21 protein-coding genes are annotated in these 22,995 nt (G+C 66.4%); 15 read left to right on the forward strand and 6 right to left on the reverse strand.

Annotated elements, in window-relative coordinates; all coding sequences use genetic code 11:
* Window positions 1-61: 61 nt before the first annotated feature.
* From ACLIIZ_RS10705 to ACLIIZ_RS10775, 15 genes are all read left to right on the forward strand, one after another.
* Window positions 62-2,986 carry a motility hub landmark protein FimV gene (locus ACLIIZ_RS10705; RefSeq protein ID WP_416692077.1) on the forward strand — a complete coding sequence of 975 codons (2,925 nt, stop codon included), beginning with the start codon at window positions 62-64 and terminating at the stop codon, window positions 2,984-2,986.
* Between the two features lie 62 nt (window positions 2,987-3,048).
* On the forward strand, window positions 3,049-3,639 hold the full coding sequence (locus tag ACLIIZ_RS10710) for a hypothetical protein (RefSeq protein ID WP_416692078.1): 591 nt from the start codon (window positions 3,049-3,051) through the stop codon (window positions 3,637-3,639).
* Window positions 3,636-4,424: a tRNA pseudouridine(38-40) synthase TruA gene (gene truA / locus ACLIIZ_RS10715; RefSeq protein WP_416692079.1), complete on the forward strand. Its 789-nt coding sequence runs from the start codon at window positions 3,636-3,638 to the stop codon at window positions 4,422-4,424. Before ACLIIZ_RS10710 ends, truA begins: the two co-directional genes overlap by 4 nt.
* On the forward strand, window positions 4,421-5,056 hold the full coding sequence (locus ACLIIZ_RS10720; RefSeq protein ID WP_416692080.1) for a phosphoribosylanthranilate isomerase: 636 nt from the start codon (window positions 4,421-4,423) through the stop codon (window positions 5,054-5,056). The genes truA and ACLIIZ_RS10720 overlap by 4 nt, the downstream gene beginning before the upstream one ends.
* A 123-nt stretch (window positions 5,057-5,179) precedes the next feature.
* Window positions 5,180-6,385, forward strand: coding sequence for a tryptophan synthase subunit beta (gene trpB, locus ACLIIZ_RS10725; RefSeq protein WP_416692081.1), 1,206 nt, complete (start codon window positions 5,180-5,182; stop codon window positions 6,383-6,385).
* Window positions 6,385-7,191: a tryptophan synthase subunit alpha gene (trpA, locus tag ACLIIZ_RS10730; protein WP_416692082.1), complete on the forward strand. Its 807-nt coding sequence runs from the start codon at window positions 6,385-6,387 to the stop codon at window positions 7,189-7,191. The genes trpB and trpA overlap by 1 nt, the downstream gene beginning before the upstream one ends.
* Complete coding sequence (accD, locus tag ACLIIZ_RS10735) at window positions 7,188-8,054, forward strand: acetyl-CoA carboxylase, carboxyltransferase subunit beta (RefSeq protein WP_416692083.1); 867 nt, start codon at window positions 7,188-7,190, stop codon at window positions 8,052-8,054. Before trpA ends, accD begins: the two co-directional genes overlap by 4 nt.
* Window positions 8,051-9,358, forward strand: coding sequence for a bifunctional tetrahydrofolate synthase/dihydrofolate synthase (folC, locus tag ACLIIZ_RS10740; protein ID WP_416692084.1), 1,308 nt, complete (start codon window positions 8,051-8,053; stop codon window positions 9,356-9,358). The genes accD and folC overlap by 4 nt, the downstream gene beginning before the upstream one ends.
* 3 nt (window positions 9,359-9,361) lie before the next feature.
* A complete protein-coding gene (locus ACLIIZ_RS10745; RefSeq protein ID WP_416692085.1) occupies window positions 9,362-10,231 on the forward strand; it encodes an SPOR domain-containing protein in 870 nt (289 codons plus the stop codon).
* Window positions 10,228-10,719, forward strand: coding sequence for a CvpA family protein (locus ACLIIZ_RS10750; RefSeq protein ID WP_416692086.1), 492 nt, complete (start codon window positions 10,228-10,230; stop codon window positions 10,717-10,719). Before ACLIIZ_RS10745 ends, ACLIIZ_RS10750 begins: the two co-directional genes overlap by 4 nt.
* Window positions 10,720-10,733: 14 nt before the next feature.
* Window positions 10,734-12,269, forward strand: a complete 1,536-nt coding sequence (purF, locus tag ACLIIZ_RS10755; protein WP_416692087.1) for an amidophosphoribosyltransferase — start codon at window positions 10,734-10,736, stop codon at window positions 12,267-12,269.
* A 2-nt stretch (window positions 12,270-12,271) separates the two neighbouring features.
* Window positions 12,272-13,459, forward strand: coding sequence for an O-succinylhomoserine sulfhydrylase (locus ACLIIZ_RS10760; protein WP_416692088.1), 1,188 nt, complete (start codon window positions 12,272-12,274; stop codon window positions 13,457-13,459).
* The gene (locus ACLIIZ_RS10765; RefSeq protein WP_416692089.1) at window positions 13,456-14,697 is read left to right on the forward strand and encodes an HD-GYP domain-containing protein; all 1,242 of its coding nucleotides are present in this window, start codon (window positions 13,456-13,458) and stop codon (window positions 14,695-14,697) included. The genes ACLIIZ_RS10760 and ACLIIZ_RS10765 overlap by 4 nt, the downstream gene beginning before the upstream one ends.
* A 53-nt stretch (window positions 14,698-14,750) precedes the next feature.
* A complete protein-coding gene (locus ACLIIZ_RS10770) occupies window positions 14,751-16,025 on the forward strand; it encodes a DEAD/DEAH box helicase (RefSeq protein ID WP_416692090.1) in 1,275 nt (424 codons plus the stop codon).
* Between the two features lie 73 nt (window positions 16,026-16,098).
* Window positions 16,099-17,757 (forward strand): fatty acid--CoA ligase, encoded by a 1,659-nt coding sequence (locus ACLIIZ_RS10775; RefSeq protein ID WP_416692091.1) that lies wholly within the window; start codon window positions 16,099-16,101, stop codon window positions 17,755-17,757.
* 9 nt (window positions 17,758-17,766) lie between these two features.
* Here ACLIIZ_RS10775 and ACLIIZ_RS10780 read toward each other — a convergent pair whose 3' ends face one another.
* From ACLIIZ_RS10780 to ACLIIZ_RS10805, 6 genes are read right to left on the reverse strand one after another with little or no spacing between them, the layout of a single operon-like run.
* The gene (locus ACLIIZ_RS10780; RefSeq protein WP_416692092.1) at window positions 17,767-18,384 is read right to left on the reverse strand and encodes a DUF2238 domain-containing protein; all 618 of its coding nucleotides are present in this window, start codon (window positions 18,382-18,384) and stop codon (window positions 17,767-17,769) included.
* Window positions 18,371-20,200: a DNA helicase RecQ gene (gene recQ / locus ACLIIZ_RS10785; RefSeq protein WP_416692093.1), complete on the reverse strand. Its 1,830-nt coding sequence runs from the start codon at window positions 20,198-20,200 to the stop codon at window positions 18,371-18,373. The genes ACLIIZ_RS10780 and recQ overlap by 14 nt, the downstream gene beginning before the upstream one ends.
* Window positions 20,197-20,931: a UDP-2,3-diacylglucosamine diphosphatase gene (locus tag ACLIIZ_RS10790; RefSeq protein WP_416692094.1), complete on the reverse strand. Its 735-nt coding sequence runs from the start codon at window positions 20,929-20,931 to the stop codon at window positions 20,197-20,199. The genes recQ and ACLIIZ_RS10790 overlap by 4 nt, the downstream gene beginning before the upstream one ends.
* The gene (locus ACLIIZ_RS10795) at window positions 20,928-21,419 is read right to left on the reverse strand and encodes a peptidylprolyl isomerase (RefSeq protein WP_416692095.1); all 492 of its coding nucleotides are present in this window, start codon (window positions 21,417-21,419) and stop codon (window positions 20,928-20,930) included. Before ACLIIZ_RS10795 ends, ACLIIZ_RS10790 begins: the two co-directional genes overlap by 4 nt.
* 11 nt (window positions 21,420-21,430) lie before the next feature.
* Window positions 21,431-21,991, reverse strand: coding sequence for a peptidylprolyl isomerase (locus tag ACLIIZ_RS10800; RefSeq protein WP_416692096.1), 561 nt, complete (start codon window positions 21,989-21,991; stop codon window positions 21,431-21,433).
* Window position 21,992: 1 nt separating this feature from the next.
* Window positions 21,993-22,988, reverse strand: coding sequence for a L,D-transpeptidase family protein (locus tag ACLIIZ_RS10805; RefSeq protein WP_416692097.1), 996 nt, complete (start codon window positions 22,986-22,988; stop codon window positions 21,993-21,995).
* Between the last annotated feature and the right edge of the window lie 7 nt (window positions 22,989-22,995).

Consider the following 22,995-nt stretch of genomic DNA (forward strand, 5'->3'; position numbering starts at 1 on the left):
GATCGAGAATAATTCTGTCAAATTCAAGAAATGTGCGCTGGCTTTGGCCGTCGCTTCGTCATTGTCGCTCGCGACCTCGCTTGCCGAAGCCGCCGGACTCGGGAAGCTGACGGTCTTTTCCAGTCTGGGGCAACCGCTGAAGGCCGAGGTGGAAATCGCCGCGAGCAGCGAAGAACTGTCTGGGATGACGGCGCGCCTGGCGCCTCCCGAAGTGTTCAAGCAGGCCGGCGTCGACTTTGCTTCAGCCCTGAGCGACCTGCAGTTCAAAGTGGAAAAACGGCGTAACGGCAAGACCGTGTTGCGCCTGACTTCGGTCCACCCGGTCAACGAACCCTTCCTCGACTTTCTGGTCGAGCTGAACTGGCCGGCTGGACGTCTGGTCCGTGAATATACTTTCCTGCTCGACCCGCCGGAATTCGCGGCGCAGCAGGGGCAGCGCAACACGGTTGATGCCAAGGTGGTGGAGACCGTCCGTGGTGGAGCGGCAGCCGCGCCGAAGCCGGCGGCGCCAGCCAAGCCCAAGGTCGAAGAGAAACCCGCAGAAGGCAGTGCGACCAAGACTGGCGATGACAAGACCCATCTCGTCGCCAAGGGCGATACGCTGGTCAAGATCGCCCGTGAACGCCGTTACGCATCGGTATCGCTCGAGCAGATGCTGGTCGGCCTCTATCGCGGCAACAGCGACGCCTTCATTGGCAAGGACATCAATCGCCTGAAGTCGGGCGTCATCCTCAATGTGCCCGAGGAGAGCGTGGTTGCTGCGGTCTCGCAGAAGGAAGCGCGGGCGGTGTACGTCTCCGCCGGCGATTTTGCTGCCTATCGGCGCAAGTTGGCTGCGGCAGCCGTCGCAGCGCCGGCCACCAAAGCGGAAGCGCCTGCCGGGCAAAGCAGCGGCGGCAAGATCACGCCCAAGATCGAGGAAAAGGCGCCGGTTGTCGATGCGACGCGGGATCAGGTCAAAGTCTCCCGGGCAGACGCGCCCTCGGCCTCGGTGATTGATCGCGTCGCCTCGGAAAAGGCGATGCAGGAGTCTCAGACACGCTTGGCGCAACTGGAGCGCAATATCGGCGAGCTGCAGAAGCTCCTCGAACTGAAGAACCAGCGTCTGGCCGAACTGGAAAAACCTGCCGCGGTTGCGGCGCCGGCTCCGGCGCCGGCCGCCAAACCGGAAGCGGCGGCGACCAAACCCGAACCGACACCGCCGGTTGCTGAACCCGCCGCTGCGCCGACCCCGCCGCTTGCCAGCGAAGGTGGTGCGCGAGTCATCGACGCCAACGCTCCGGCGCCCGTCGAGGAGAAGCCAGCCGAGCCGCCGGCGCAGGTGACGCCACCGCCGGCGCCGCCGAAGCCGGTTGCTCCTCCGCCGGAACCGCCCGAGGAGCCCAGCGAACTGGAAGGCGCGATGCCCCTGCTCGGTGGCGCCGCCGTTCTCGCCTTGCTCGGTGCCGGCTGGTTGTACAGCCGTCGGCGCAAGAGCGCCGCCGGGCCGGTCACTCAGGTGACCGCCGTGCCGGCTCCATCCAGTCTCGGTCCCAATTCGGTATTCGGGGTGACTGGCGGACAGAGCATCGATACCGGCAGCACGCCGCCGCATACCGGTGATTTCAGCCAGGCGGGACCGGGGACCATTGATACCGACGAGGTCGATCCGGTTGCCGAAGCCGATGTCTACATGGCCTATGGTCGCGATGCGCAGGCTGAGGAAATCCTGCTCGAAGCGATGCAGAAGGATCCCAATCGTCTGGCGATTCACGTCAAGCTACTCGAGATTTATGCCGGTCGGCGCAGCCTCAAGCAATTCGAGACCCTGGCCAGCGAGCTTTACGCACTGACCAGCGGCCAGGGGCCGGAATGGGAAAAGGTTGCCGCGCTCGGCGCCGGTATCGACCCGGGCAACCCCTTGTACGGCGGAGCGGCAAAGGAAAAGGGGTTTGATCCGGATGCGACGCTGGTAGCCTCTTCGGCGGCTGTTGCCGCAGCTGCGGCCGCGGCCGCGCAGCCTGCTGTCGCCGAGGTCGTGGTGCCGGCCATCGAGGTCGAGGAAGCGGCGCCGGCAGTCAGCGCCGTGCCGGTTTCCGAACCCGCCGTGGTGCCGATGGTCGAGTCCTTGGTTGCTGAGCCGGCGATGCCGGAAGATGATGGCGGGATGAGTCTGGATTTCGATCTGGGCGATACTTCGACGGAAGCCGTGACGCCGCCGGAGGAGGATGTTCCGGCTCCGGCCGTTGAGCCTTATGTCGATACCGTGGTGACTGGCGAGAACGTTGCCGATGCGCTCGATTTCGACCTCAGCGGTCTGGTTGCCGATGAGGCCGCGGCTGCGGAAACCCCAGCCCACGCCGGAGAAGCCGCTGACACGGAAGACTTGGTTGTCGATTTCGATAGCATCGATCTGCCGGACAGTGCCGATTTCGATATCGCTGCTCCGATGGAAGAAGCCGCTGCCCCCGACTTTTCGCCCGAAGGTACGCTGGTTGTTTCCGGTACCGGCCTGGGTCAGATGTCGGCCAGTGATTTCTCCTTTGACGCGCTGCGGGCTTCGGAACCGGCCGCGGCGCCGAGCGTTGCCGACAAACTTGAACCGGTCAGCGACGCGTTGGCTGACACCGGGCTGGGAGAGATCGACCATCCGGGTCTGACCAGCACCGTGGTCAATCCGAACGGCACCGCCGGCGACATGGATTTCGACGTCAAGCTCAGCGATTCCGTCTTCCTCGGTCAGCCGATGATGAATTCGGAATTCGACATGGACGCGATCAATCTTGATCTTTCCGTGCCGCCTCCAGCGCCTGCTCCGGACGCCGCGGCCGAGCCGGAAAGGGACGCCCGCTGGGAAGAGGTCAACACCAAGCTTGATCTGGCCAAAGCCTACGAGGAAATGGGCGACCTCGAGGGGGCCCGCGAATTGCTTCAGGAAGTTCTCGGCGAAGGCTCTGCCGACCTGGTGGCTCAGGCGCAGGAAATCCTCGGCCGCATTGGCGGGTAAAATTACTCTCCCGCACTTGGCAGACGGCCCCGCTGGGGCCGTCTGTTTTTGATGGAGCTGTTTTGCATCCCACTGCCGCCCTGATCCTCTGGTCGTCCGCCGTGATCGCCGTGCAATACCTGGCTTATCCGCCGCTGGCGGCATTCGCCGTCCTGCTCGGCGTGCTGCCGGGCGTGCTGCGCGTCTGGCTCGGCTTCGTCTATCGGGCGCGCTGGCTGTTGCTGACGCTGTGGCTGATCCTGGCCTACAACACGCCTGGGGAAGCCTACGCCGACCTGGTCTGGGCGCCGACCTACGAAGGCATCGCCGAAGCCAGCCTGCACGCGGTACGCCTGCTCGTCGTCCTCGGCTGCCTGTCCTGGCTGCTCGTCCGCCTCGGGCGCGACGGCATGCTCGCCGGTTTGTGGGGGGCCCTGGCGCCGGCGCGGGCTTGCGGGCTGGACAGCGAGCGTCTGCTGGTACGCTTGGCGCTGGTGCTCGAGCGCCTGCAGGAGCCGCCGGAAAAAGGCGCCTGGCGCCGCCTGCTGCATACGACACCGGATTTCGCCGCGGGCAGCGCCGTCGTCCGTCTGGAATACCCGGCCTGGCGGGCGCGCGATGCCTGGCCCGTGCTACTGGCCCTCCTCCTGTTGCTGGGCGTGGCGCTGTCATGAGGCTGGCGCTCGGCGTCGAGTATTTCGGCTCGCCCTTCCGCGGCTGGCAGAGCCAGGCCGGCGGCCGCACCGTCCAGGACGCGCTGGAGGCGGCGCTGGCGAGAATCGCCGGGCAGCCGGTGGCGACTTTGTGCGCCGGTCGTACCGATGCCGGCGTCCATGCCATCCAGCAGGTGGTGCATTTCGACGCGCCGGTCGAGCGGCCGCTCACGGCCTGGGTGCGCGGCGTCAACACGCATCTGCCGGACGGCGTCGCGGTGCGCTGGGCGCAGCCGGTGAGCGATGAATTCCATGCCCGCTTCAGTGCGCATGGCCGACGCTACCGCTACCTGCTGCTCAACCGGCCGCAGCGGCCGGGGCTCTGGCAGGGACGGGTCGGCTGGTTCCACCTGCCGCTCGACCTGGCGGCGATGCAGGACGCTTGCGCCCGCTTGCCCGGCGAACACGATTTCTCGGCCTTCCGGGCGGCGCAGTGCCAGGCCAAATCGCCGGTCAAGCTGATGACGGCAGCCTCGGTACGCCAGTGCGGGGCGATGTTCGTCTTCGATTTCGCGGCCAGTGCCTTCCTGCATCACATGGTGCGCAACCTGGTCGGCAGTCTGGTCCATATCGGCAAGGGCGCCCAGTCGCCCGGCTGGGTCGACGAACTGTTGCAGATGCGCGACCGCAAGCTGGCGGCGCCGACCTTTTCGCCCGATGGGCTTTACTTTCGCGGGCCGGTTTACGAGCCGCACTGGGGCCTGCCCGAGCCGGCCGATGATTTTCTCGATGGAATGCTGACATGAAAACCCGCATCAAGATCTGCGGCCTGACCCGCGAAGCTGATGTCGATGCCGCCGTCGCCGCCGGTGCCGACGCCATCGGCTTCGTTTTCTACCCGCCCAGCCCGCGTTATGTGACGCCGGAACGCGCCGCCGAACTGGCATGCCGGGTGCCGCCCTTCGTCGACGTCGTCGGCCTTTTCGTCAACGCCACGGCGGACGATGTCGCGACGACCAGCGCGACGGTACCGCTCAACCTGCTGCAATTTCACGGCGACGAGACGCCGGAATTCTGTCGCAGCTTCGCCAGACCCTGGCTGCGAGCGGCGCGCGTGAGGCCGGGGCTTGATCTGGTAGAATTCGCGCGCTCGTATTCCAATGCGCGCGGTTTGTTGCTCGACGCTTTCGTCGAAGGCTACGGCGGCGGCGGTCACGTCTTCGACTGGATGCTGATTCCGCCGGACTTGCCGGGGTATCTGGTGTTGTCGGGCGGGCTGCATGCCGGCAACGTCGGCGACGCCATCCGCCGGGTGCGGCCGGTGGCGGTCGATGTTTCGTCGGGTGTCGAAGCGGGCAAGGGCATCAAGGATCACGACAAGATCGCCGCGTTCGTCGCCGCCGTGCGGGCGGCCGAGGCGGCGGTGGGCTCAATTTAGGAAAGAAGATGCGGAAATCGGCGGGTGGGATCACCCGGAACTGTTGGCGGCGTCATCAGGCGAACCATCCCTGAAACGGGCGGTTTGCCTTTTTCCGTTCACCCATTTTCCAGGAGTTTCGCCATGTCCCAATCGCATTACAGTTTTCCCGACGCCAGCGGCCATTTCGGTCCCTATGGTGGCGTCTTCGTCGCCGAAACGTTGTTTGGCGCCCTTGACGAGCTGAAGGCCGCCTACGCCGCCGCCCAGGCCGACCCGGCCTTCCGCGCCGAGTACGATTACGAACTCAAGCATTTCGTCGGCCGTCCGTCGCCGATCTACCACGCCAAGCGCCTCTCCGAGGTCTGCGGCGGCGCCCAGATCTACCTCAAGCGCGAGGACCTCAACCACACCGGCGCGCACAAGGTGAACAACTGCATCGGCCAGGCCCTGCTCGCCAAGCGCATGGGCAAGCCGCGCGTCATCGCCGAAACCGGCGCCGGCCAGCATGGCGTGGCGACGGCTACGGTCGCCGCCCGCTACGGCTTCGAGTGTGTGGTGTACATGGGCAGCGAGGACGTGCGTCGCCAGGCGGCCAACGTCTATCGCATGAAGCTGCTCGGCGCCACCGTGGTACCCGTCGAGTCCGGCTCGAAGACGCTGAAGGACGCGCTCAACGAAGCGATGCGCGACTGGGTCACCAACATCCACAACACCTTCTACATCATCGGCACCGTTGCCGGTCCGCACCCCTACCCGATGCTGGTGCGCGACTTCCAGAAGATCATCGGCGAGGAATGCCTCGAACAGATGCCGGAAATGGCCGGGCGCCAGCCGGATGCAGTGATCGCTGCGGTCGGCGGCGGTTCCAACGCGATGGGTATTTTCTATCCTTACATCGATGTGCCGGATGTCCGCCTTATCGGTGTCGAAGCCGCCGGTTCCGGCATCGAGACCGGCCTGCACGCGGCCTCGCTGACCGCCGGCGTGCCCGGCGTGCTGCACGGCAACCGCACCTACCTGCTGCAGAACGAGGACGGTCAGATCATCGAGACGCACTCGGTCTCGGCCGGCCTCGACTATCCCGGCGTCGGCCCGGAACACGCCTGGCTGAAGGACATCGGCCGCGCCGAATACCAGCCGATCAAGGACGACGAGGCGCTCAAGGCCTTCCACGATCTGTGCCGCCTGGAGGGCATCATCCCGGCGCTGGAGTCGAGCCACGCCATCGCCTACGCGATGAAGCTGGCGCCGACGCTCGCCAAGGACAAGATTCTGCTGGTCAACCTCTCCGGCCGGGGTGACAAGGACATGCACACCGTGGCCGAAAAGTCGGGAATCGTATTCTGATGTCGCGCATCCAACAAACTTTTGCACGCCTCAATGGCGAGGGCCGCAAGGCGCTGATTCCCTTCATCACCGCCGGCGATCCCGACGCCGACCTGACCGTGCCGCTGATGCACGCGCTGGTCGAAGCCGGCGCCGACATCATCGAGCTGGGGGTTCCCTTCTCCGACCCGATGGCCGACGGTCCGACCATCCAGCGCGCCTCCGAGCGGGCGCTGGCGAAGGGCATGAGCCTGCGCAAGGTGCTGCAACTGGTGACCCGCTTCCGTACCGAGGACGATAAGACGCCGGTGGTGCTGATGGGCTACGCCAACCCGATCGAAGCGATGGGGCTGGAGACGTTCGCCGAGAAGGCCGCGCAATCGGGCGTCGATGGCGTGCTGGTGGTCGATTACCCGCCCGAGGAAGCCGAGCGTTTTGGCGCCGCGATGAAGGCCAACGGCATGGATCCGATCTTCCTCATCGCGCCGACTTCCAGCGCCGAGCGCATCGCCCACACGGCGAAGATCGCCAGCGGTTATGTCTATTACGTGTCGCTGGCCGGGGTGACCGGTTCCGGCGCGCTCAATGTGGACGCGGTGGCGCAGAAGCTGCCGCTGATCCGCGAACAGACCGGTCTGCCGGTCGGTGTCGGCTTCGGCATCCGCGACGCGGCCACTGCCGCGCGCATCGCCGCCTTTGCCGATGCCGTCGTCGTCGGCAGCCGGATTATCGAAGAAATCGAGCAATCGACCGCGGAAACCGCCTGCGCCAGGGTCAAGGCGCTGGTGGCGGACATCCGTCGCGGTGTTGACGAGGTGAAAGCATGAGCTGGCTGGACAAACTCCTTCCCCCGAAAATCAAGCGCGAGCAGGGGCAGCGCCGCAGCAACCTGCCGGAAGGCCTGTGGAGCAAGTGCCCGGCCTGCGAGGCGGTGCTCTACGCGACCGATCTGGAGAAGAACCTCAACGTCTGTCCCAAGTGCGGCCACCACAACCGCATCAACGCCCGTCAGCGCCTCGACCTGCTGCTCGATCCGGAAGGCCGCTTCGAGATCGGCCTCGAAGTGCTGCCGGTCGATACCCTGAAGTTCAAGGACTCCAAGAAGTATCCGGAGCGCCTGATGGAAGCCAACCGCGACACCGGCGAGAGCGACTCGCTGGTGGTCATGCAGGGCGCGATCAAGAACCTGCCGGTGGTTGCCGCCGCTTTCGAGTTCGACTTCATGGGCGGTTCGATGGGGTCGGTGCTCGGCGAGCGCTTCGTGCGCGGCGTCAATGCGGCGATCGAGCAGAAGACGCCTTTCATCTGCGTCGCCGCTTCCGGCGGGGCGCGCATGCAGGAAGGCCTCTTTTCGCTGATGCAGATGGCCAAGACGACGGCGGCGCTGACCCGGCTGTCGCAGATCGGCCAGCCCTTCATTTCCATCCTCACCGATCCGACCATGGGCGGCGTTTCGGCGTCCTTCGCCTTCGTCGGCGATGTGGTCATCGCCGAGCCCAATGCGCTGATCGGCTTCGCCGGGCCGCGCGTCATCGAACAGACGGTGCGCGAGAAACTGCCGGAAGGCTTCCAGCGCGCCGAATTCCTGCTCGAAAAGGGCGCCATCGACCTCATCGTCGACCGTCGCGAACTGCGCGACAAGGTCGCCGCCACCCTGTCGCTGCTGCTCAAGCAGCCGGCTGCCGCTTGAAGACGCTCGCCGACTGGCTGGCTCACCTCGAAGGGCTGCATCCGAAAGGCCAGGCCGGCATCGAGCTCGGTCTCGACCGCGTGCGTCGGGTCAAGGAAGCCCTGGCGCAGGCCCAGCACTGCCCGGTGATCATCGTCGGCGGTACCAACGGCAAGGGATCGACCTGCGCCTACCTGGCCAACATCATCGATCGCGCCGGCTACCGGGTCGGCTGCTATACCTCGCCGCACCTGCTCGCCTACAACGAGCGTGTCCGCCTCAACGGCCAGCCGGTCGACGATGCCGCGCTCTGCGCCGCCTTCGCCCGGGTCGAAGCGGCGCGCCTGGCGAGCGGCGTCGCGCTGACCTATTTCGAATTCGGCACCCTCGCCGCCTGGGAAGTCTTCGCCGCTGCCGGCGTCGAAGCGGCGATCCTCGAAGTCGGCTTGGGCGGCCGGCTCGACGCCGTGAACATCTACGAGCCGGACGTCGCCATCGTCACCGGCATTGCCCTCGACCACACCGACTGGTTGGGGCCGGACCGGGAATCGATCGGTTTCGAGAAGGCCGGCATCTTCCGTTCCGGCAAGCCGGCGCTGTGCGCCGACCCGCAGCCGCCGCAGTCCCTGCTCGACCATGCGGCGGCGATCGGCGCCGACCTGCGTTTGCTCGGCCGCGACTTCGGCTTTGAACGGCCGGCTGCCGAGGCTAGCGAGAATCGCCTGCAGTGGCGCTGGTGGTGTCGCGGCGCTGGCGGCCTGGTCAAGCGCACGTTGGCCCATCCCGGTCTGCGTGGGCCGACCCAATTGCTCAATGCCAGCGTCGCGCTGGCCGCGCTGGAGGCGCTGGGCGACCGGCTGCCGGTGACCATGCAGGCGATCCGCCCGGGCCTGATCGAAACTGAACTGGCCGGCCGTTTCCAGGTTATCCCGGGAAAACCGGCGATCGTCCTCGACGTCGGCCACAATCCGCAGGCGATTCGCGTGTTGGCCGACAACATTTCCAGCATGGGTTTTTTTGACCGCACCTACGCCGTTGTCGGCATGCTCGCCGACAAGGACATCGCCGGCGCGCTGGCGCCGCTCAAGGGGCGGGTCGACGTCTGGCACCTGACGACGCTGGGCGGACCGCGCGGCACCAGCGCCGCGACTCTGGCGGAAATCGTCCGCGGCGGGGAACTCGGCGGCGCCATCGTCTGTCACGAAACGCCGGCAGCCGCGCTGCAGGCGGCCCGGGAGGCGGCCGGCGAAAGTGATAGAATCCTCGCCTTCGGATCGTTCTATACCGTGGCCGGCGCGCTCTCAGCGCTAAACAGGAAGGCCTGATTGATGGAAGACAACGACGCTCAGTTGCAACTCAAGAAACGCGCCCGTCGCCGCCTGGTCGGCGCGGTCTTTTTCGTCTCCGTGGTTGCCCTGGTGTTGCCGATGCTGATGGACCACGATCCGCGCCCACCGCTGCAGGATGTCGAAATCCGCATTCCGGGGCAGGACGAGAAACCGTTCAATCCGGCGATGGTGGCGGTGCCGCAGGAAAGCGAGCCGGCGCGCAGCGCTGGCGAAGCCGCCGCGCCCCTGGCCGTGGAAGCGGCGCCACGGATGGCCGAGGCGCCGGTGCAATCCTCCGTCGAAGCTCGTCCGCTCGATGTGGCGCCGGCAGCGCGCGTCGTCGAGACGGTGCGCACGCAACCCGTGCTCGGTGCCGATGGCAAGCCGAAGAAACCGACTGACGCGCCGGCAACGGAAAAGCCGGCCGCCAAGCCGGCTGAAAGCAAGCCGGCGAAGAGCGCCGAGAAAGCGCCGGAAAAACCGGCCAAGCCGACCCCTGAAAAGAAACCCGAGTCGGCAGCCAAACCGCCGGCCGAGAAGAAAGCCGAGGCCGCCAAGCCGGCGGCCGATGACGAAGCCCGGCGGGCGGCGGCGATTCTCGCCGGCAAGCCGGTGACCGCCAGCACGCCGGCCGCCGGCGGGGCGCACCTGATTCTGATCGGCGCTTTCTCCAACGAGGCCAACGTCGTCAATCTGCGCAAGAAGCTCGGCGAACTCGGCATCAAGACCTACACCGAGCCGCTCGATTCGCCGCAGGGCAAGAAGATTCGCGTGCGCGCCGGTCCCTTCGCCAACCGCGAGGCGGCCGACAAGGCGCTGGCCAGGATGCAGAAGATTGGCGTTTCCGGAGTGGTGGCGCCCAAGCCATGACGATGTTCGACTACATCGCGCTGACCGTCGTCGGGCTGTCGCTTGTCTTCGGCCTGTGGCGCGGCATGATCAGCGAAGTGATCGCGCTGCTCGCCTGGGGGCTCGGCATCTTCGCTGCCTTCAGCTTCGGCGCCCAACTCGGCGCGCTGCTGCCGCTCGACCTTGCCGATGCGACGGTCCGTACCCTGATCGGCTGCGTGCTGATCTTCGTCGGCGTCCTGGTCGTCATGGCCATCGTCCGCCTGCTGCTGCAGAAGGCGATCAAGGCGCTCGGCCTGACCGTCTCCGACCGCCTGCTCGGCATGTTCTTCGGGCTGGCGCGCGGGCTGTTGATCATCATGCTTCTGGTGGCGCTTGGCGGCATGACCGCCGCGCCCAGCCAACCCTGGTGGCGCGAGGCGACGCTGGCGCCGCCGCTGGAAACTGCCGTTCTTGCGGTCAAGCCGATGCTGCCGCTCGATCTGGCAAAACGTATTCGATTCAGTTAATCAGGAAACAAACTATGTGCGGGATTCTCGGTGTCATGGCAACCACGCCGGTCAACCAGTTGCTTTACGATGGCCTGATGGTGCTTCAGCATCGTGGTCAGGACGCTGCCGGCATCGCCACGGCCGAGGGCAACACCTTCCATCTGCACAAGGGCCCGGGGCTGGTGCGCGACGTCTTCCGCACCCGCAACATGCGCGCCCTGCCGGGCAACTGGGGCATCGGCCACGTCCGCTACCCGACCGCCGGCTCGGCCTACAACTTCGCTGAAGCGCAGCCCTTCTACGTCAATTCGCCGTTCGGCATCGTCCTCGGCCACAACGGCAACCTGACCAACGCCGAGCAACTGAAGGACGAGATGTTCCGTCTCGACCGCCGGCACATCAACACCAATTCCGATTCTGAAGTCCTGCTCAACGTGCTCGCCCACGAACTGCAGTCGGCTGCGCATGGTTACGAGCTCGATGTGGACAGCATCTTCCAGGCGGTGGCCGGCGTCCATCGCCGTTGCCGTGGCGCCTACGCGGTGGTCGCCCTGATCGCCGGCTACGGCCTGCTCGCCTTCCGCGACCCGCACGGCATCCGGCCGCTGATCTACGGCCAGAACGAGACCGCCGACGGCATGGAGTACCTGATTTCCTCGGAATCGGTTGCCCTCGACACCCTCGGCTTCCAGATGGTGCGCGACATCGAGCCGGGCGAGGCAGTCTTCATCGACCTCGAACGCAACTTGCACAGCCGCCAGTGCGCGCAGCAGCCGATGTACGCGCCGTGCATCTTCGAATACGTCTATCTCGCCCGGCCGGATACCGTGATCGACGGCGTTTCGGTCTATGAGGCGCGGCTGGCGATGGGCGAACTGCTGGCCGAGAAGGTTAAAAAAGTGATTCCGGTGGACGAGATCGACGTCGTCATCCCGATTCCCGACTCCAGCCGCCCGTCGGCGATGCAACTGGCGCAGGCGCTGGGCATCCCGTTCCGCGAAGGCTTCGTCAAGAACCGCTATGTCGGCCGCACCTTCATCATGCCCGGCCAGGCGATGCGGCGGAAATCGGTGCGCCAGAAGCTCAATACCTGTGGCCAGGAATTCAAGGGCAAGCGGGTGCTCTTGGTCGACGACTCCATCGTCCGCGGCACGACCAGTCGCGAGATCGTCGAGATGGCCCGCGCCGCTGGCGCGGTCAAGGTCTACTTCGCGTCGGCGGCGCCGCCGGTGCGCTATCCGAACGTGTACGGCATCGACATGCCGACCCGTGCCGAACTGATCGCCACTGGCCGCACCGACGCTCAGATCGCCGCCGAAATCGGCGCCGACGCGCTGGTTTACCAGGACATCGAAGCGCTCAAGCAATCGGTGACCAAACTGCGTCCGGACCTGACGGTGTTCGACGCTTCCTGTTTCGATGGTTGCTACGTGACCGGTGACATCGACGAGTATTACCTCGACGCGGTCGAAGGCAAGCGCGGCGGCAAGGCTGGCAAGAACGACGAGGACGGCGACGGCAAGGCCTCGCAGCAACTGGTGCTGGGTCTCGCCGAGGGACAGGACTGAGCATGAGCGAAGCGACGAATTACCAGCCGGAAACCCTGGCCGTCCGGGCTGGGCAGCAGCGCAGCCAGTTCGGTGAGCACGCCGAGGCGCTCTACCTGACCTCCAGCTTCGTCTTCGAGAGCGCAGCGCAGGCTGCCCGGCGCTTTTCCGGCGAGGAAGAGGGCAACGTCTACGCCCGTTTCTCCAACCCGACGGTGAGCATGTTCGAGGAACGCCTCGCCGCCCTGGAAGGCGCCGAGGATTGCGTCGCCACCGCCAGCGGCATGTCGGCGATCATGGCGCTGGTGCTTGCCCACCTCAAGCAGGGCGACCACATCGTCGCCTCGAACAGCCTGTTCGGCGCCACCGTCCAGTTGTTCTCCAACATCCTGGCGCGCACCGGCATCACCACCAGCTTCGTGCCGGCCACCGACCCGGCGGCCTGGGCGGCGGCGATCCGGCCGGAAACCAGGTTGTTCTTCCTCGAAACGCCGTCCAACCCGCTCACCGAAATCGCCGACATCCGGGCGCTGGCGGCGATCGCCCACGAACGCGGCATCCTGGTCGCGGTCGATAACTGCTTCTGCACGCCTATCCTGCAAAAACCGCTGGCACTGGGCGCCGATCTGGTCGTCCATTCGGCGACCAAGTACATCGACGGCCAGGGCCGGGTGCTCGGCGGCGCCGTCTGCGGCCCGAAGAAACTGACCGAGGAAGTCTTCAAGTATCTGCGTACCGCCGGTCCGACTCTGTCGGCGTTCAACGCCTGGGTCCTGCTCAAGGGGCTGGAGACGCTGCAGTTGCGCGTCGAGGCGCAATCCGCCAACGCCGCCAGGCTGGCCGCCTGGCTGGAAGCGCATCCCAAGGTGGCGCGCGTTTATTACCCGGGGCTGGCCTCGCATCCGCAGCACGCGCTGGCCAAGACGCAGCAGAAGTCGGGCGGCGCCATCGTCTCCTTCGAAGTGCGCGGCGGTCGTCCGGAAGCCTGGGGCGTCGTCGACCACTGCCGCCTGTTGTCGATCACCGCCAACCTCGGCGACGTCAAGACCACCATCACTCACCCGGCGTCCACCACGCACGGCCGGATTTCCCCGGAAGCGCGGGCGGCGGCCGGGATCGGCGAGGGCCTGCTGCGCATTGCTGTCGGTCTGGAAGCGCAGGCCGACCTGCAGGCCGACCTCGACCGCGGCCTCTCCCTGATCGGCGCATGAAACACACGGTCCCGGTCGATCGGCTGCAGCCTGGCGTCTTCATCTCGATCACCGGGGTGGGCTGGCTCGACCACCCGTTCCTGCTCAACCGCTTTCGCCTGACTAGCCACGACCAGATCAAGGTCCTGCGCAGCCTGGGGCTCAAGGAAATCGAATGGGACCCGGCGCGCAGTACGGCGCAGCCGCTACCGGAACAGAAGGCCTTGCCGCCGGAAGAGGATTTCTCAGCGGCGGTGATGGCCTCGATGATCCACGACAAGCGCGAACGCACCGAGCGCGTGCGCGCCCAGCGGGAAGGGCTGGCCCGTTGCGAGCGGCTGTACGAGCAGGAGGCCAACGGCGTTCACGACATCCTGCGCGACCTCGGCAGCCGTCCCGCCGAATCCTACGGCAAGGCCAAGAACACCGTCGGCCGCATGGTCGGCAGCCTGATCGGCAGCCAGAGTGTCGCCATCCACCTGGTCAACATGAAGGTCAAGGAACCGGGCATGGCCCAGCACGCGATGAACGTTGCCGTATTGTCGCTCCTGCTTGGCCGGGCGCTCGGGCTGGAGGAAGAGGAAATGCGCTGGCTCGGCCTGGGCGCGATGTTCCATGACATCGGCAAGCTCGAGGTGCCGGCCCGCGTGTTGCGCAACAGCCAGCGCACGCACGCCGAGGAGCAGTTCTACCAGGCGCATGTCGGCTACGGCATCAAGCACGTCTCGGTGATTCCCGAACTGCCGGTCGGCGTGCGCAACGCCATCGCCTGCCACCATGAGCGCTGGGACGGCAGCGGCTTCCCCAATCGCCTGCAGGCTGGCCGCATTCCGCGGTTGGCGCGGATCGTCGCCATCGCCAACCGCTACGACAACCTGTGCAACCCGTTCGACCTGAGCACCGCGCGTACCCCCGGCGAGGCGGTGGCGCACATGTTCAAGCGCGAAGGCTCGCATTACGATCCCGAGCTGCTACAGCTTTTCGTCAAGTCGGTCGGCGTCTATCCGCCCGGCTGCTTCGTTGCCCTCAACGACGGCAGCGTCGGCCTGGTCGTCGAGACCAACAGCAGCGACCTGCTGCATCCGCTGGTCATGCTGCACGACCCCGGCGTGCCGCGCAGCGAGGCCCTGCTGGTCGACCTGCGCGAGGCCGACGTGAAGATCGATAGCGTCCTCAACCCGGCCAAATTGCCGGTCGAGGTCGTCGAATACCTGGCGCCGCGTGGCCGCGTCGACTATTACATCGAAGGTCTGCACTGACCTTCAGCCTGGGTGCCGCCGGTGCCCGAAGGCAATTTTCCGGAGTTTTCCCCATGCAGTTTTCCGAACTCGGCCTTTCCGCCGACATTCAACGCGCCGTTGCCGAACAGGGCTACGACACCCCGACGCCGATCCAGCAGCAGGCGATTCCCGCCGTGCTCGCCGGCCACGACCTGATGGCCACGGCGCAGACCGGCACCGGCAAGACCGCCGGCTTCACGCTGCCCATCCTGCAGCGTCTGACGGCCGGCGCCAACGACCGTCTCAGCCGCGTTGCCCGGACGCCGCGCGTGCTGGTCCTGACGCCGACCCGCGAACTGGCGATCCAGGTCGAGGAAAGCGTGCGGACCTACGGCAAGCACCTGCCGATCAACTCGCTGGCCGTCTTCGGCGGTGTCGGCATCAACCCGCAGATTGCCGGTCTGCGCCGTGGCGTCGACATCCTGGTGGCAACGCCGGGCCGGCTGCTCGACCACGTCCAGCAGAAGACCGTCGACCTCGGCAGCATCGAGATCTTCGTCCTCGACGAAGCCGACCGCATGCTCGACATGGGCTTCATCCGCGATATCCGCAAGATCATCGCGCTGCTGCCCAAGCAGCGGCAGAACCTGCTCTTCTCGGCCACCTTCTCGCCGGAAATCCGCGAGCTGGCCGGTGGCCTGCTGCACCAGCCGGTGTCGGTCGACGTCGCGCCGCGCAACACGGCGGCGGAAACGGTGGCGCAGCGGGTGATCGAATGCAACCGCGAGCAGAAGAAGGATCTCCTCAAGCACCTGTTCGAGACGCGCAGCCTGCATCAGGTACTGGTCTTCGCCCGCACCAAGCATGGCGCCGACGCCCTGGCGCGGGCACTGGACAAGGCCGGCATCAAGGCGGCGGCGATCCACGGCGACAAGTCGCAGGGCGCGCGTACCCGCGTCCTCGGCGAATTCAAGGAAGGCAAGCTGGCGGCGCTGGTCGCCACCGACATCGCGGCGCGCGGCATCGACATCGACGCCTTGCCCTACGTGATCAACTACGAACTGCCCAACGTGCCCGAGGACTATGTGCACCGCATCGGCCGCACCGGCCGCGCCGGCATGGAAGGCGAGGCGATCTCGCTGGTCTGCCACGACGAGCGGCCGCAACTGAAGGACATCGAGAAGCTGATCAAGCGTAATCTCGAGCGCGTCGTCATCGAAGGTTTCGAGCCGGCGGCGCATGCCGCGCCGCGTCCGCCGCAACCGCCGCGCGGCGGACGTTCGGCGCAGCCGGCGCGGGCACCGGCGAAAGCCGCGAAAAAACCCGGCGGGCCGCAACAACATCGCAGCGGTAGCCGCCACCGCTGAGCGGGGCGCCGCCGGCAGGCGTAAAATCCCTGAAATACAGCGGTAAAGAACAGTGTTTCAGGGAGAGAACCAGATGCCGGTAAAAATCGTCGGGGCGACGCCGTCGGCCTATCAATATCCGCTGCTGATCAAGCAGTTGCTGCTGACGCCGCTGGCCACGGTGCCAGACCAGGAAATCACCTACCAGGGCCGGCTGCGCTATACCTACCGCGAGCTGCGCCAGCGTATCGGCCGCCTGGCCAACGTGCTCTCCTCGCTCGGCGTCGAGGCCGGCCATACGGTGGCGATGATGGACTGGGACAGTCATCGTTACCTGGAGAGCTTCTTCGCGGTGCCGATGATGGGCGCCGTGCTGCAGACGGTCAATGTCCGCCTCAGTCCGGAACAGATTCTGTACACGCTGAACCACGCGCGGGCTGACGTGGTCATGGTCAATAGCGAGTTCTTCCCCATCCTCGCCGAGATCGCCGGCCGCCTGGAAAGCGTGCGTGCCTTCATCTTGATCAGCGACGAGGCGGTGCTGCCGGCGTCGCCGGTGGTCGCCGCCGGCGAGTACGAGGCGATGCTGGCCGCCGCGGAAGCCAATTACGACTTTCCGGATTTCGACGAGAACGCGCAGGCGACGACCTTCTACACCACCGGCACGACCGGCAACCCGAAGGGCGTCTATTTCAGCCACCGGCAACTGGTCCTGCACACGCTCGGCATCGCCAGCGGTACCGGCAACGCGGCCGGCCAGGGGCGCCTGCACCGCGAAGACGTGTACATGCCGCTGACGCCGATGTTCCACGTCCACGCCTGGGGCTTCCCCTACCTGGCGACGATGCTCGGGCTCAAGCAGGTCTATCCCGGCCGCTACCAGCCGGATGTGATCTGCCGCCTGGTCGAGGAGGAGGGGGTCAGCTTTTCACATTGCGTGCCAACCATCCTGCACATGGTGTTCGGCCATCCGGCGGCGGCGAAAACCGATTTCTCCGGCTGGAAGCTGGTCATCGGCGGTGCGGCGATGCCGGAAGCCATGGCCGGCGCCGCGCTGGCTCGCGGCATCGACCTGTTCACCGGCTACGGCATGTCGGAAACCTGCCCGGTGCTGACGCTGGCCCACCTGTCGACCGCCGACCTGGAAAAGTCGCCGGCCGAGCAGGCGGTGATCCGTGCCAAGACCGGCCGCCCCTTGCCGCTGGTCGACCTGCGCGTCGTCGATGCGCAGATGCGCGACGTCGCCCACGACGGCAAGGCGACCGGCGAAGTGGTCGTCCGCTCGCCCTGGCTGACCCTGGGTTACCTGCACGCGCCGGAAGCGTCCGAAGAACTGTGGGCGGGTGCTTACCTGCACACCGCCGACATCGGCAACATCGATCCGGCCGGCTATCTCAAGGTCACCGACCGGATCAAGGACGTGATCAAGACCGGTGGCGAATGGACCTCATCACTGCAACTGGAAGACATCATCGCCCGCCACGACGCGGTGCACGAGGTGGCGGTGATCGGCGTGCCCGACGACAAGTGGGGCGAGCGGCCGCTGGCGCTGGTGCTGTTGAAGCCGGAGTTCGTCGGCCAGGTCAGCGAGCACGCCTTGCGCAACTATGCCGCGCATGCCATCGAGGCGGCCGGCGTTTCGCGTTACGGCGTGCTGCTGCAGGTGCGCTTCGTCAAGACGCTGGTCAAGACCAGCGTCGGCAAGATGAACAAGCGCCTGATGCGCGCCGATCCCGACGCGCTCTGCCTCTGAGGCAGCCGCTCAGCCGCGCCGCAGCCGGTGCAACTGGCGGTTGTGCCAGCCGGAGAGCAGGAGCAGCGCGGCGATCGCGCCGAGCAGCGCGAGGAACATGTCGGACTGGGTGTCCCAGGGGTCGCCCTGGGTGCCGAGGAATTCGTTGGCGCCCTGGCCCATGGCCAGCGCCGCCGCCCATTCGATCAGCTCGTAGCAGGCGCTGATCGCCAGCGCGATGCAGACGCAGAGGAAAGCGGTCATTTTCGCGCCGCGCACCCAGTCGCCGCGCAGCAGGATTTCGCGGGCGACCAGTGCCGGCACGAAACCCTGCAGGAAATGGCCGACCTTGTCGTAGGGATTGCGCGTCGTGCCGAGCAGGTCCTGCAGCCAGAAGCCGAACGGTACCCGGGCGTAGGTGTAGGCGCCGCCGCCGATCAGCACCAGGGCGTGGATGGCGATCAGCACGTAGAGCAGCGCGGTGAGCGGAAAGCTGCGTCGGGTCAGCCAGAGCAACGGCAGGGCGAGCAGCACCGGCGCCACTTCCATCAGCCAGGTGGCGCGGTCGTAGGGGGAGATGCCGGAAACGATCAGGGCGGCGACGACGATGCTGCCGAGGATCGCGGTCAGACGGTCAGGATGCTTCATGGCGGGCCTCGTCGCGGATCAGTTGCAGCAGTTCTTCCCCGTAGTGCTCGATCTTGGCGCTGCCCATGCCGGTGATGCCGGCGAGCAGGCCATGGCTGACCGGGCGGCATTCGGCGAGTTCGCGCAGGGTCTTGTCATGCAGGATGACGTAGGCCGGTACGCCCTGTTCGCGCGCGGTTTCGGCGCGCCACTGGCGCAGGCGCTGGAACAGCGCGGCGTCGGCCGGCGCCAGGTCGACCAGCGGGGCGCGGCTGGTCTTGCTCGGCGTGCCGCGTTTCTTGGTTGGCCGGCGCAATTGCACCGCGCGCTGCCCCTTGAGCACTTCGCGCGCCGCTTCGGTCAGTTGCAGGGCGCCGTGCTCGGTCATGTCGACATGGACCAGGCCGGCGGCGGCGAGCTGGCGAAAGACGCTCTTCCATTCGCGCTCGTCGAGTTCGCTGCCGACGCCGAAGGTGGGCAGGCGGTCGTGGCCCCACTGGCGCATCTTATCGCTGGTCTTGCCGCGCAGCACGTCGATCAGGTGGCTGACGCCGAAGCGCATGCCGGTGCGGTAGATCGCCGACAGCGCCTTCTGCGCCGCCTGGGTGCCGTCCCACAGTTCCGGCGGTTCGGCGCAGACGTCGCAGTTGCCGCAGGGCTGGCGCTCCTCGCCGAAGTAGTTGAGCAGCACCTGGCGCCGGCAGCGCGGCGCCTCGCAGTAGGCGAGCAGGGCGGTCAGGCGTTGCGATTCGAGGATTTTCTGGCCTTCGCCGGCGCCCGATTCGGCAATGCGTGCGTGCTGCAGGGCGACGTCCTGCATGCCGTAGGCCATCCAGGCTTCCGACGGTTCGCCGTCGCGGCCGGCGCGACCGGTTTCCTGGTAGTAGGCCTCGATGCTTTTCGGCAGGTCGAGGTGGGCGACGAAGCGCACGTCGGGCTTGTCGATGCCCATGCCGAAGGCGATCGTCGCGCACATGACCAGGCCGTCCTCGCGCAGGAAGCGGCGCTGGTTGGCGGCGCGCTCGTCGGCCGGCAGTCCGGCGTGGTAGGGCAGCGCCGGGTAGCCTTGTGTCGACAGCCAGGCGGCGGTTTCCTCGACCTTCTTGCGCGACAGGCAGTAGACGATGCCGGCCTGGCCTTTGCGCCCGCCGAGGAAGCCGAGCAATTGCTGGCGCGCGTTGTCCTTCTCGACGACGGTGTAGCGGATGTTCGGGCGGTCGAAGCTGGACAGGAAGACGCGCGCTTCGCCGAGGCCCAGGCGCTGCAGCATCTCGTTCTGCGTCGCCCGGTCGGCGGTGGCGGTCAGCGCGATGCGCGGTACCCGCGGGTAGCGTTCGTGCAGCGCCGACAACTGCAGGTATTCCGGGCGGAAATCGTGCCCCCATTGCGACACGCAGTGCGCCTCGTCGATGGCGAACAGGGCGAGCTTGCCGGCTTCGTAGAGGGCGTCGAACATCGCCAGCGTGCGGTCGAGCATCAGCCGTTCGGGGGCGATGTAGACGAGGTCGAGCTGGCCGGCGAAGATCGCTTGTTCGACCGCCTGCGCTTCACGCCGGTCGAGCGTCGAGTTGAGCACGGCGGCACGCACGCCGAGCTGGGTCAGCGCATCGACCTGGTCCTGCATCAGCGCGATCAGCGGCGAGACGACGATCGCGCAACCCGGGCGCAGCAGTGCTGGAATCTGGTAGCAGAGGCTCTTGCCGCCGCCGGTCGGCATCAGCACCAGGGCGTCGCCGCCGCCGGCGACGTGGGCGATGATCTCCGCCTGTTCGCCGCGGAAGGCGGGGTAGCCGAAGACATCGCGCAGGATGTCGAGGGCGCTGCCGTTCTGCTTCATCGGGCGGCCGGGACCAGGACTTCGCGGTGTAGCGCCTCGCCGTCCCAGACCAGGCATTCGCCGCGGTCCTCGTGCCAGTCGGCGAGTACCCAGCGCTCGACGTGGATGCCGTCGACGATGTGGTCGTGGGTAGCCGGCTGGTGCGTGTGGCCGTGGATGAAGGTGGCGTAGCCGTGCTGGCGCAGGAAGTCCTCGGTGGCTGCCGGCTGGAGGTCGCTGTAGGGAGTGTTGCGCTGGCGCTGGCTGGCTTCGCTGGCGGCGCGCATGCCGTCGGCGATGGCCCGCCGTTCGGCCAGCGGCCGGGCGAGGAAGGCGCTGTGCCAGGCCGGCGTCCGGACCTCGGCGCGGAAGCGCATGTACTCGGCGTCGTCGAGGCAGAGCGCATCGCCGTGGGCGAGCACGAACTGCCATTCGGCGGTGGACAGGATATACGGTTCGCTGATCAGGCGGACGCCAGCAGCGGCGGCGAAGGCGTCGCCGAGCAGGAAGTCGCGGTTGCCGTGCATGATGCTGATGGCGAGGCCAGCATCGCTGGCGGCACGCAAGGCGGCGACGATCGCGGCATGATCGGGCGAGGCGATGTCGTCGTCACCGATCCAGGTCTCGAACAGGTCGCCAAGAATGTACAAGGCTGAGGCCTGGCGGGCGCGCCCGGCGAGGAAATCGAGAAACAGCGCTGTCGCCCCGGGCGTGCGGGGCGACAGGTGGAGGTCGGCGACGAAGAGGATCAAACCACTTCCGCTTTTTCGATGATCACGTCCTCGACCGGCACGTCCTGGTGGAAGCCCTTGTTGCCGGTGCGCACGGCGCGGATCTTGTCGACCACGTCCATGCCTTCGACGACCTGGCCGAAGACACAGTAGCCCCAGCCCTGGCCGGACGGTGCCTTGAAGTCGAGGAAGTCGTTGTCGACGGTGTTGATGAAGAACTGGGCAGTGGCCGAGTGCGGGTCGCTGGTGCGCGCCATGGCGATGCTGCCGCGGACGTTCTTCAGGCCGTTGGCGGCCTCGTTCTCGATCGGCGCGCGAGTGTCCTTCTGCTTCATGCCCGGTTCCATGCCGCCGCCCTGGATCATGAAGTTCTTGATCACGCGGTGGAAGACGGTGTTGTCGTAATGCCCGGCTTCGACGTAGGCAATGAAGTTCTCGACGGTTTTCGGCGCCTTCTCGGCGTCGAGTTCGAGGCTGATGACGCCGAAGTTGGTGGTGAGCTTGATCATGGGGGAGTTCCTTATTTTTCGGAGAGAATCTTGACGTTCTGGATGACCACCGGCGTGCGCGGCACGTCCTGGTGGAAGCCCTTGCTGGTGGTGGGCTGGCTGGCGATCTTGTCGACCACGTCCATGCCCTCGGTGACCTTGCCGAAGACGGCATAGCCCCAGCCATCGTTGCCCGGGTAGTCGAGCGGGGCATTGTCGGCGTGGTTGATGAAGAACTGCGCGGTCGCCGAGTGTGGGTCCATGGTACGGGCCATGGCCAGCGTGCCGCGGCGGTTCCTGAGACCGTTCTTCGCCTCGTTCTCGATCGGCGCGCGGGTAGCTTTCTGCGACATGCCAGCGTCGAAGCCGCCGCCCTGGATCATGAAGCCGGGGATCACGCGGTGGAAGACGGTGCCGTTGTAGAAACCGTCCTTCGCATATTGCAGGAAGTTGGCGCTGCTTTTCGGTGCCTTCTGCGCGTCTAGTTCGACGACGATGCGGCCGAGGCTGGTCTGCAGTTCCAGGGTTGGGGCGGCCTGGGCGAGCGTCGAGCACAGCGTCAGGGCGGCGAGAATGCCAGTCAGTTTCTTCATGTCAGGCGGCTCCTTCGTAGATGATCTTCCAGCGGCCGCCTTCGCGTACCCAGTACTGGCGTTTCTTCATCCGGTTGTTGAGGTTGTTGCTGCGGTAATCCTGGTCGAAGGTGACGACGATCAGTTCTTCCTTGCCCGGATTGCGGAACACCGAAAGATTGTCGAGGCGGACCTTGATCCATTCCTTGCCAGCGTTGACCGAGCGCTTCTGTTCGGCGAACTGCGCAAAATTCTGGCCGCCGGCGCTGAACTGCCGCGAATAGTGGCTCAGGTAGCGGGCGCTGTCGCGACTCTCCCAGTCGGCGCGCCAGGTCTCGATGGTCTGGTTGAGGGCTTCACGCTCCTTGGCCCAGTCGTCGAGCGACAGCCACTCGATGCTGTCGCTGATGATCACCGGCGTCAGTCCAACCTGCAGGTTGCTGCGGATGGCGTCGAGGTCCTGGTTGGTCAGCACGACGCAGCCATCTGAAGCGAGCGGCGGTCGCGAGAACGTGTCGGATTGCGTGCCGTGCAGCCAGATGCCGCTGCCGCCACGGCCCTGGCGGCGGTCCCATTCGTTCGGGTAATTGATCGGGAAGGCGCCGTTGCCGTAAAGGTCCGGCAACTTCTGGCGCGACAGGTCGGCGGTCACGTGATAGACGCCGATCGGTGTCTTCTTGTCGCCTTCTGCCAGCTTGTCGGCGCCGAGCTTGCCTTGGGTGACGTAGTAGTCGGCGACGAAGCGCGGCCGGCCACCATTTTGCAGGTCGTTTTCGTAGAGGTAGAGGCGTGAACGCTGCGTATCGATGACCACGGCGTAGCGTTGGTCCGGGCGCATTTGCACCAGATAGCGGGGTACAGAATTCGCCGCCGGCTTCTCGCGGTAGCCTTGCAGGCGTTTGAGCGCCTCGGCGCGCAGGTCGGCGACGCGCTCGGCTGGAGCCCCTTGGGCGGCGCCGAAATTCTCGATCGGTCGGGTGCGCGCCAGCAGCAGGTCGCCCTTGATCAGATGTGCCAAGCGGTAG

It is taken from the genome of Azonexus caeni (genome assembly GCF_048146105.1).
GTDB classification, from domain to species: domain Bacteria; phylum Pseudomonadota; class Gammaproteobacteria; order Burkholderiales; family Rhodocyclaceae; genus Azonexus; species Azonexus aromaticus_B.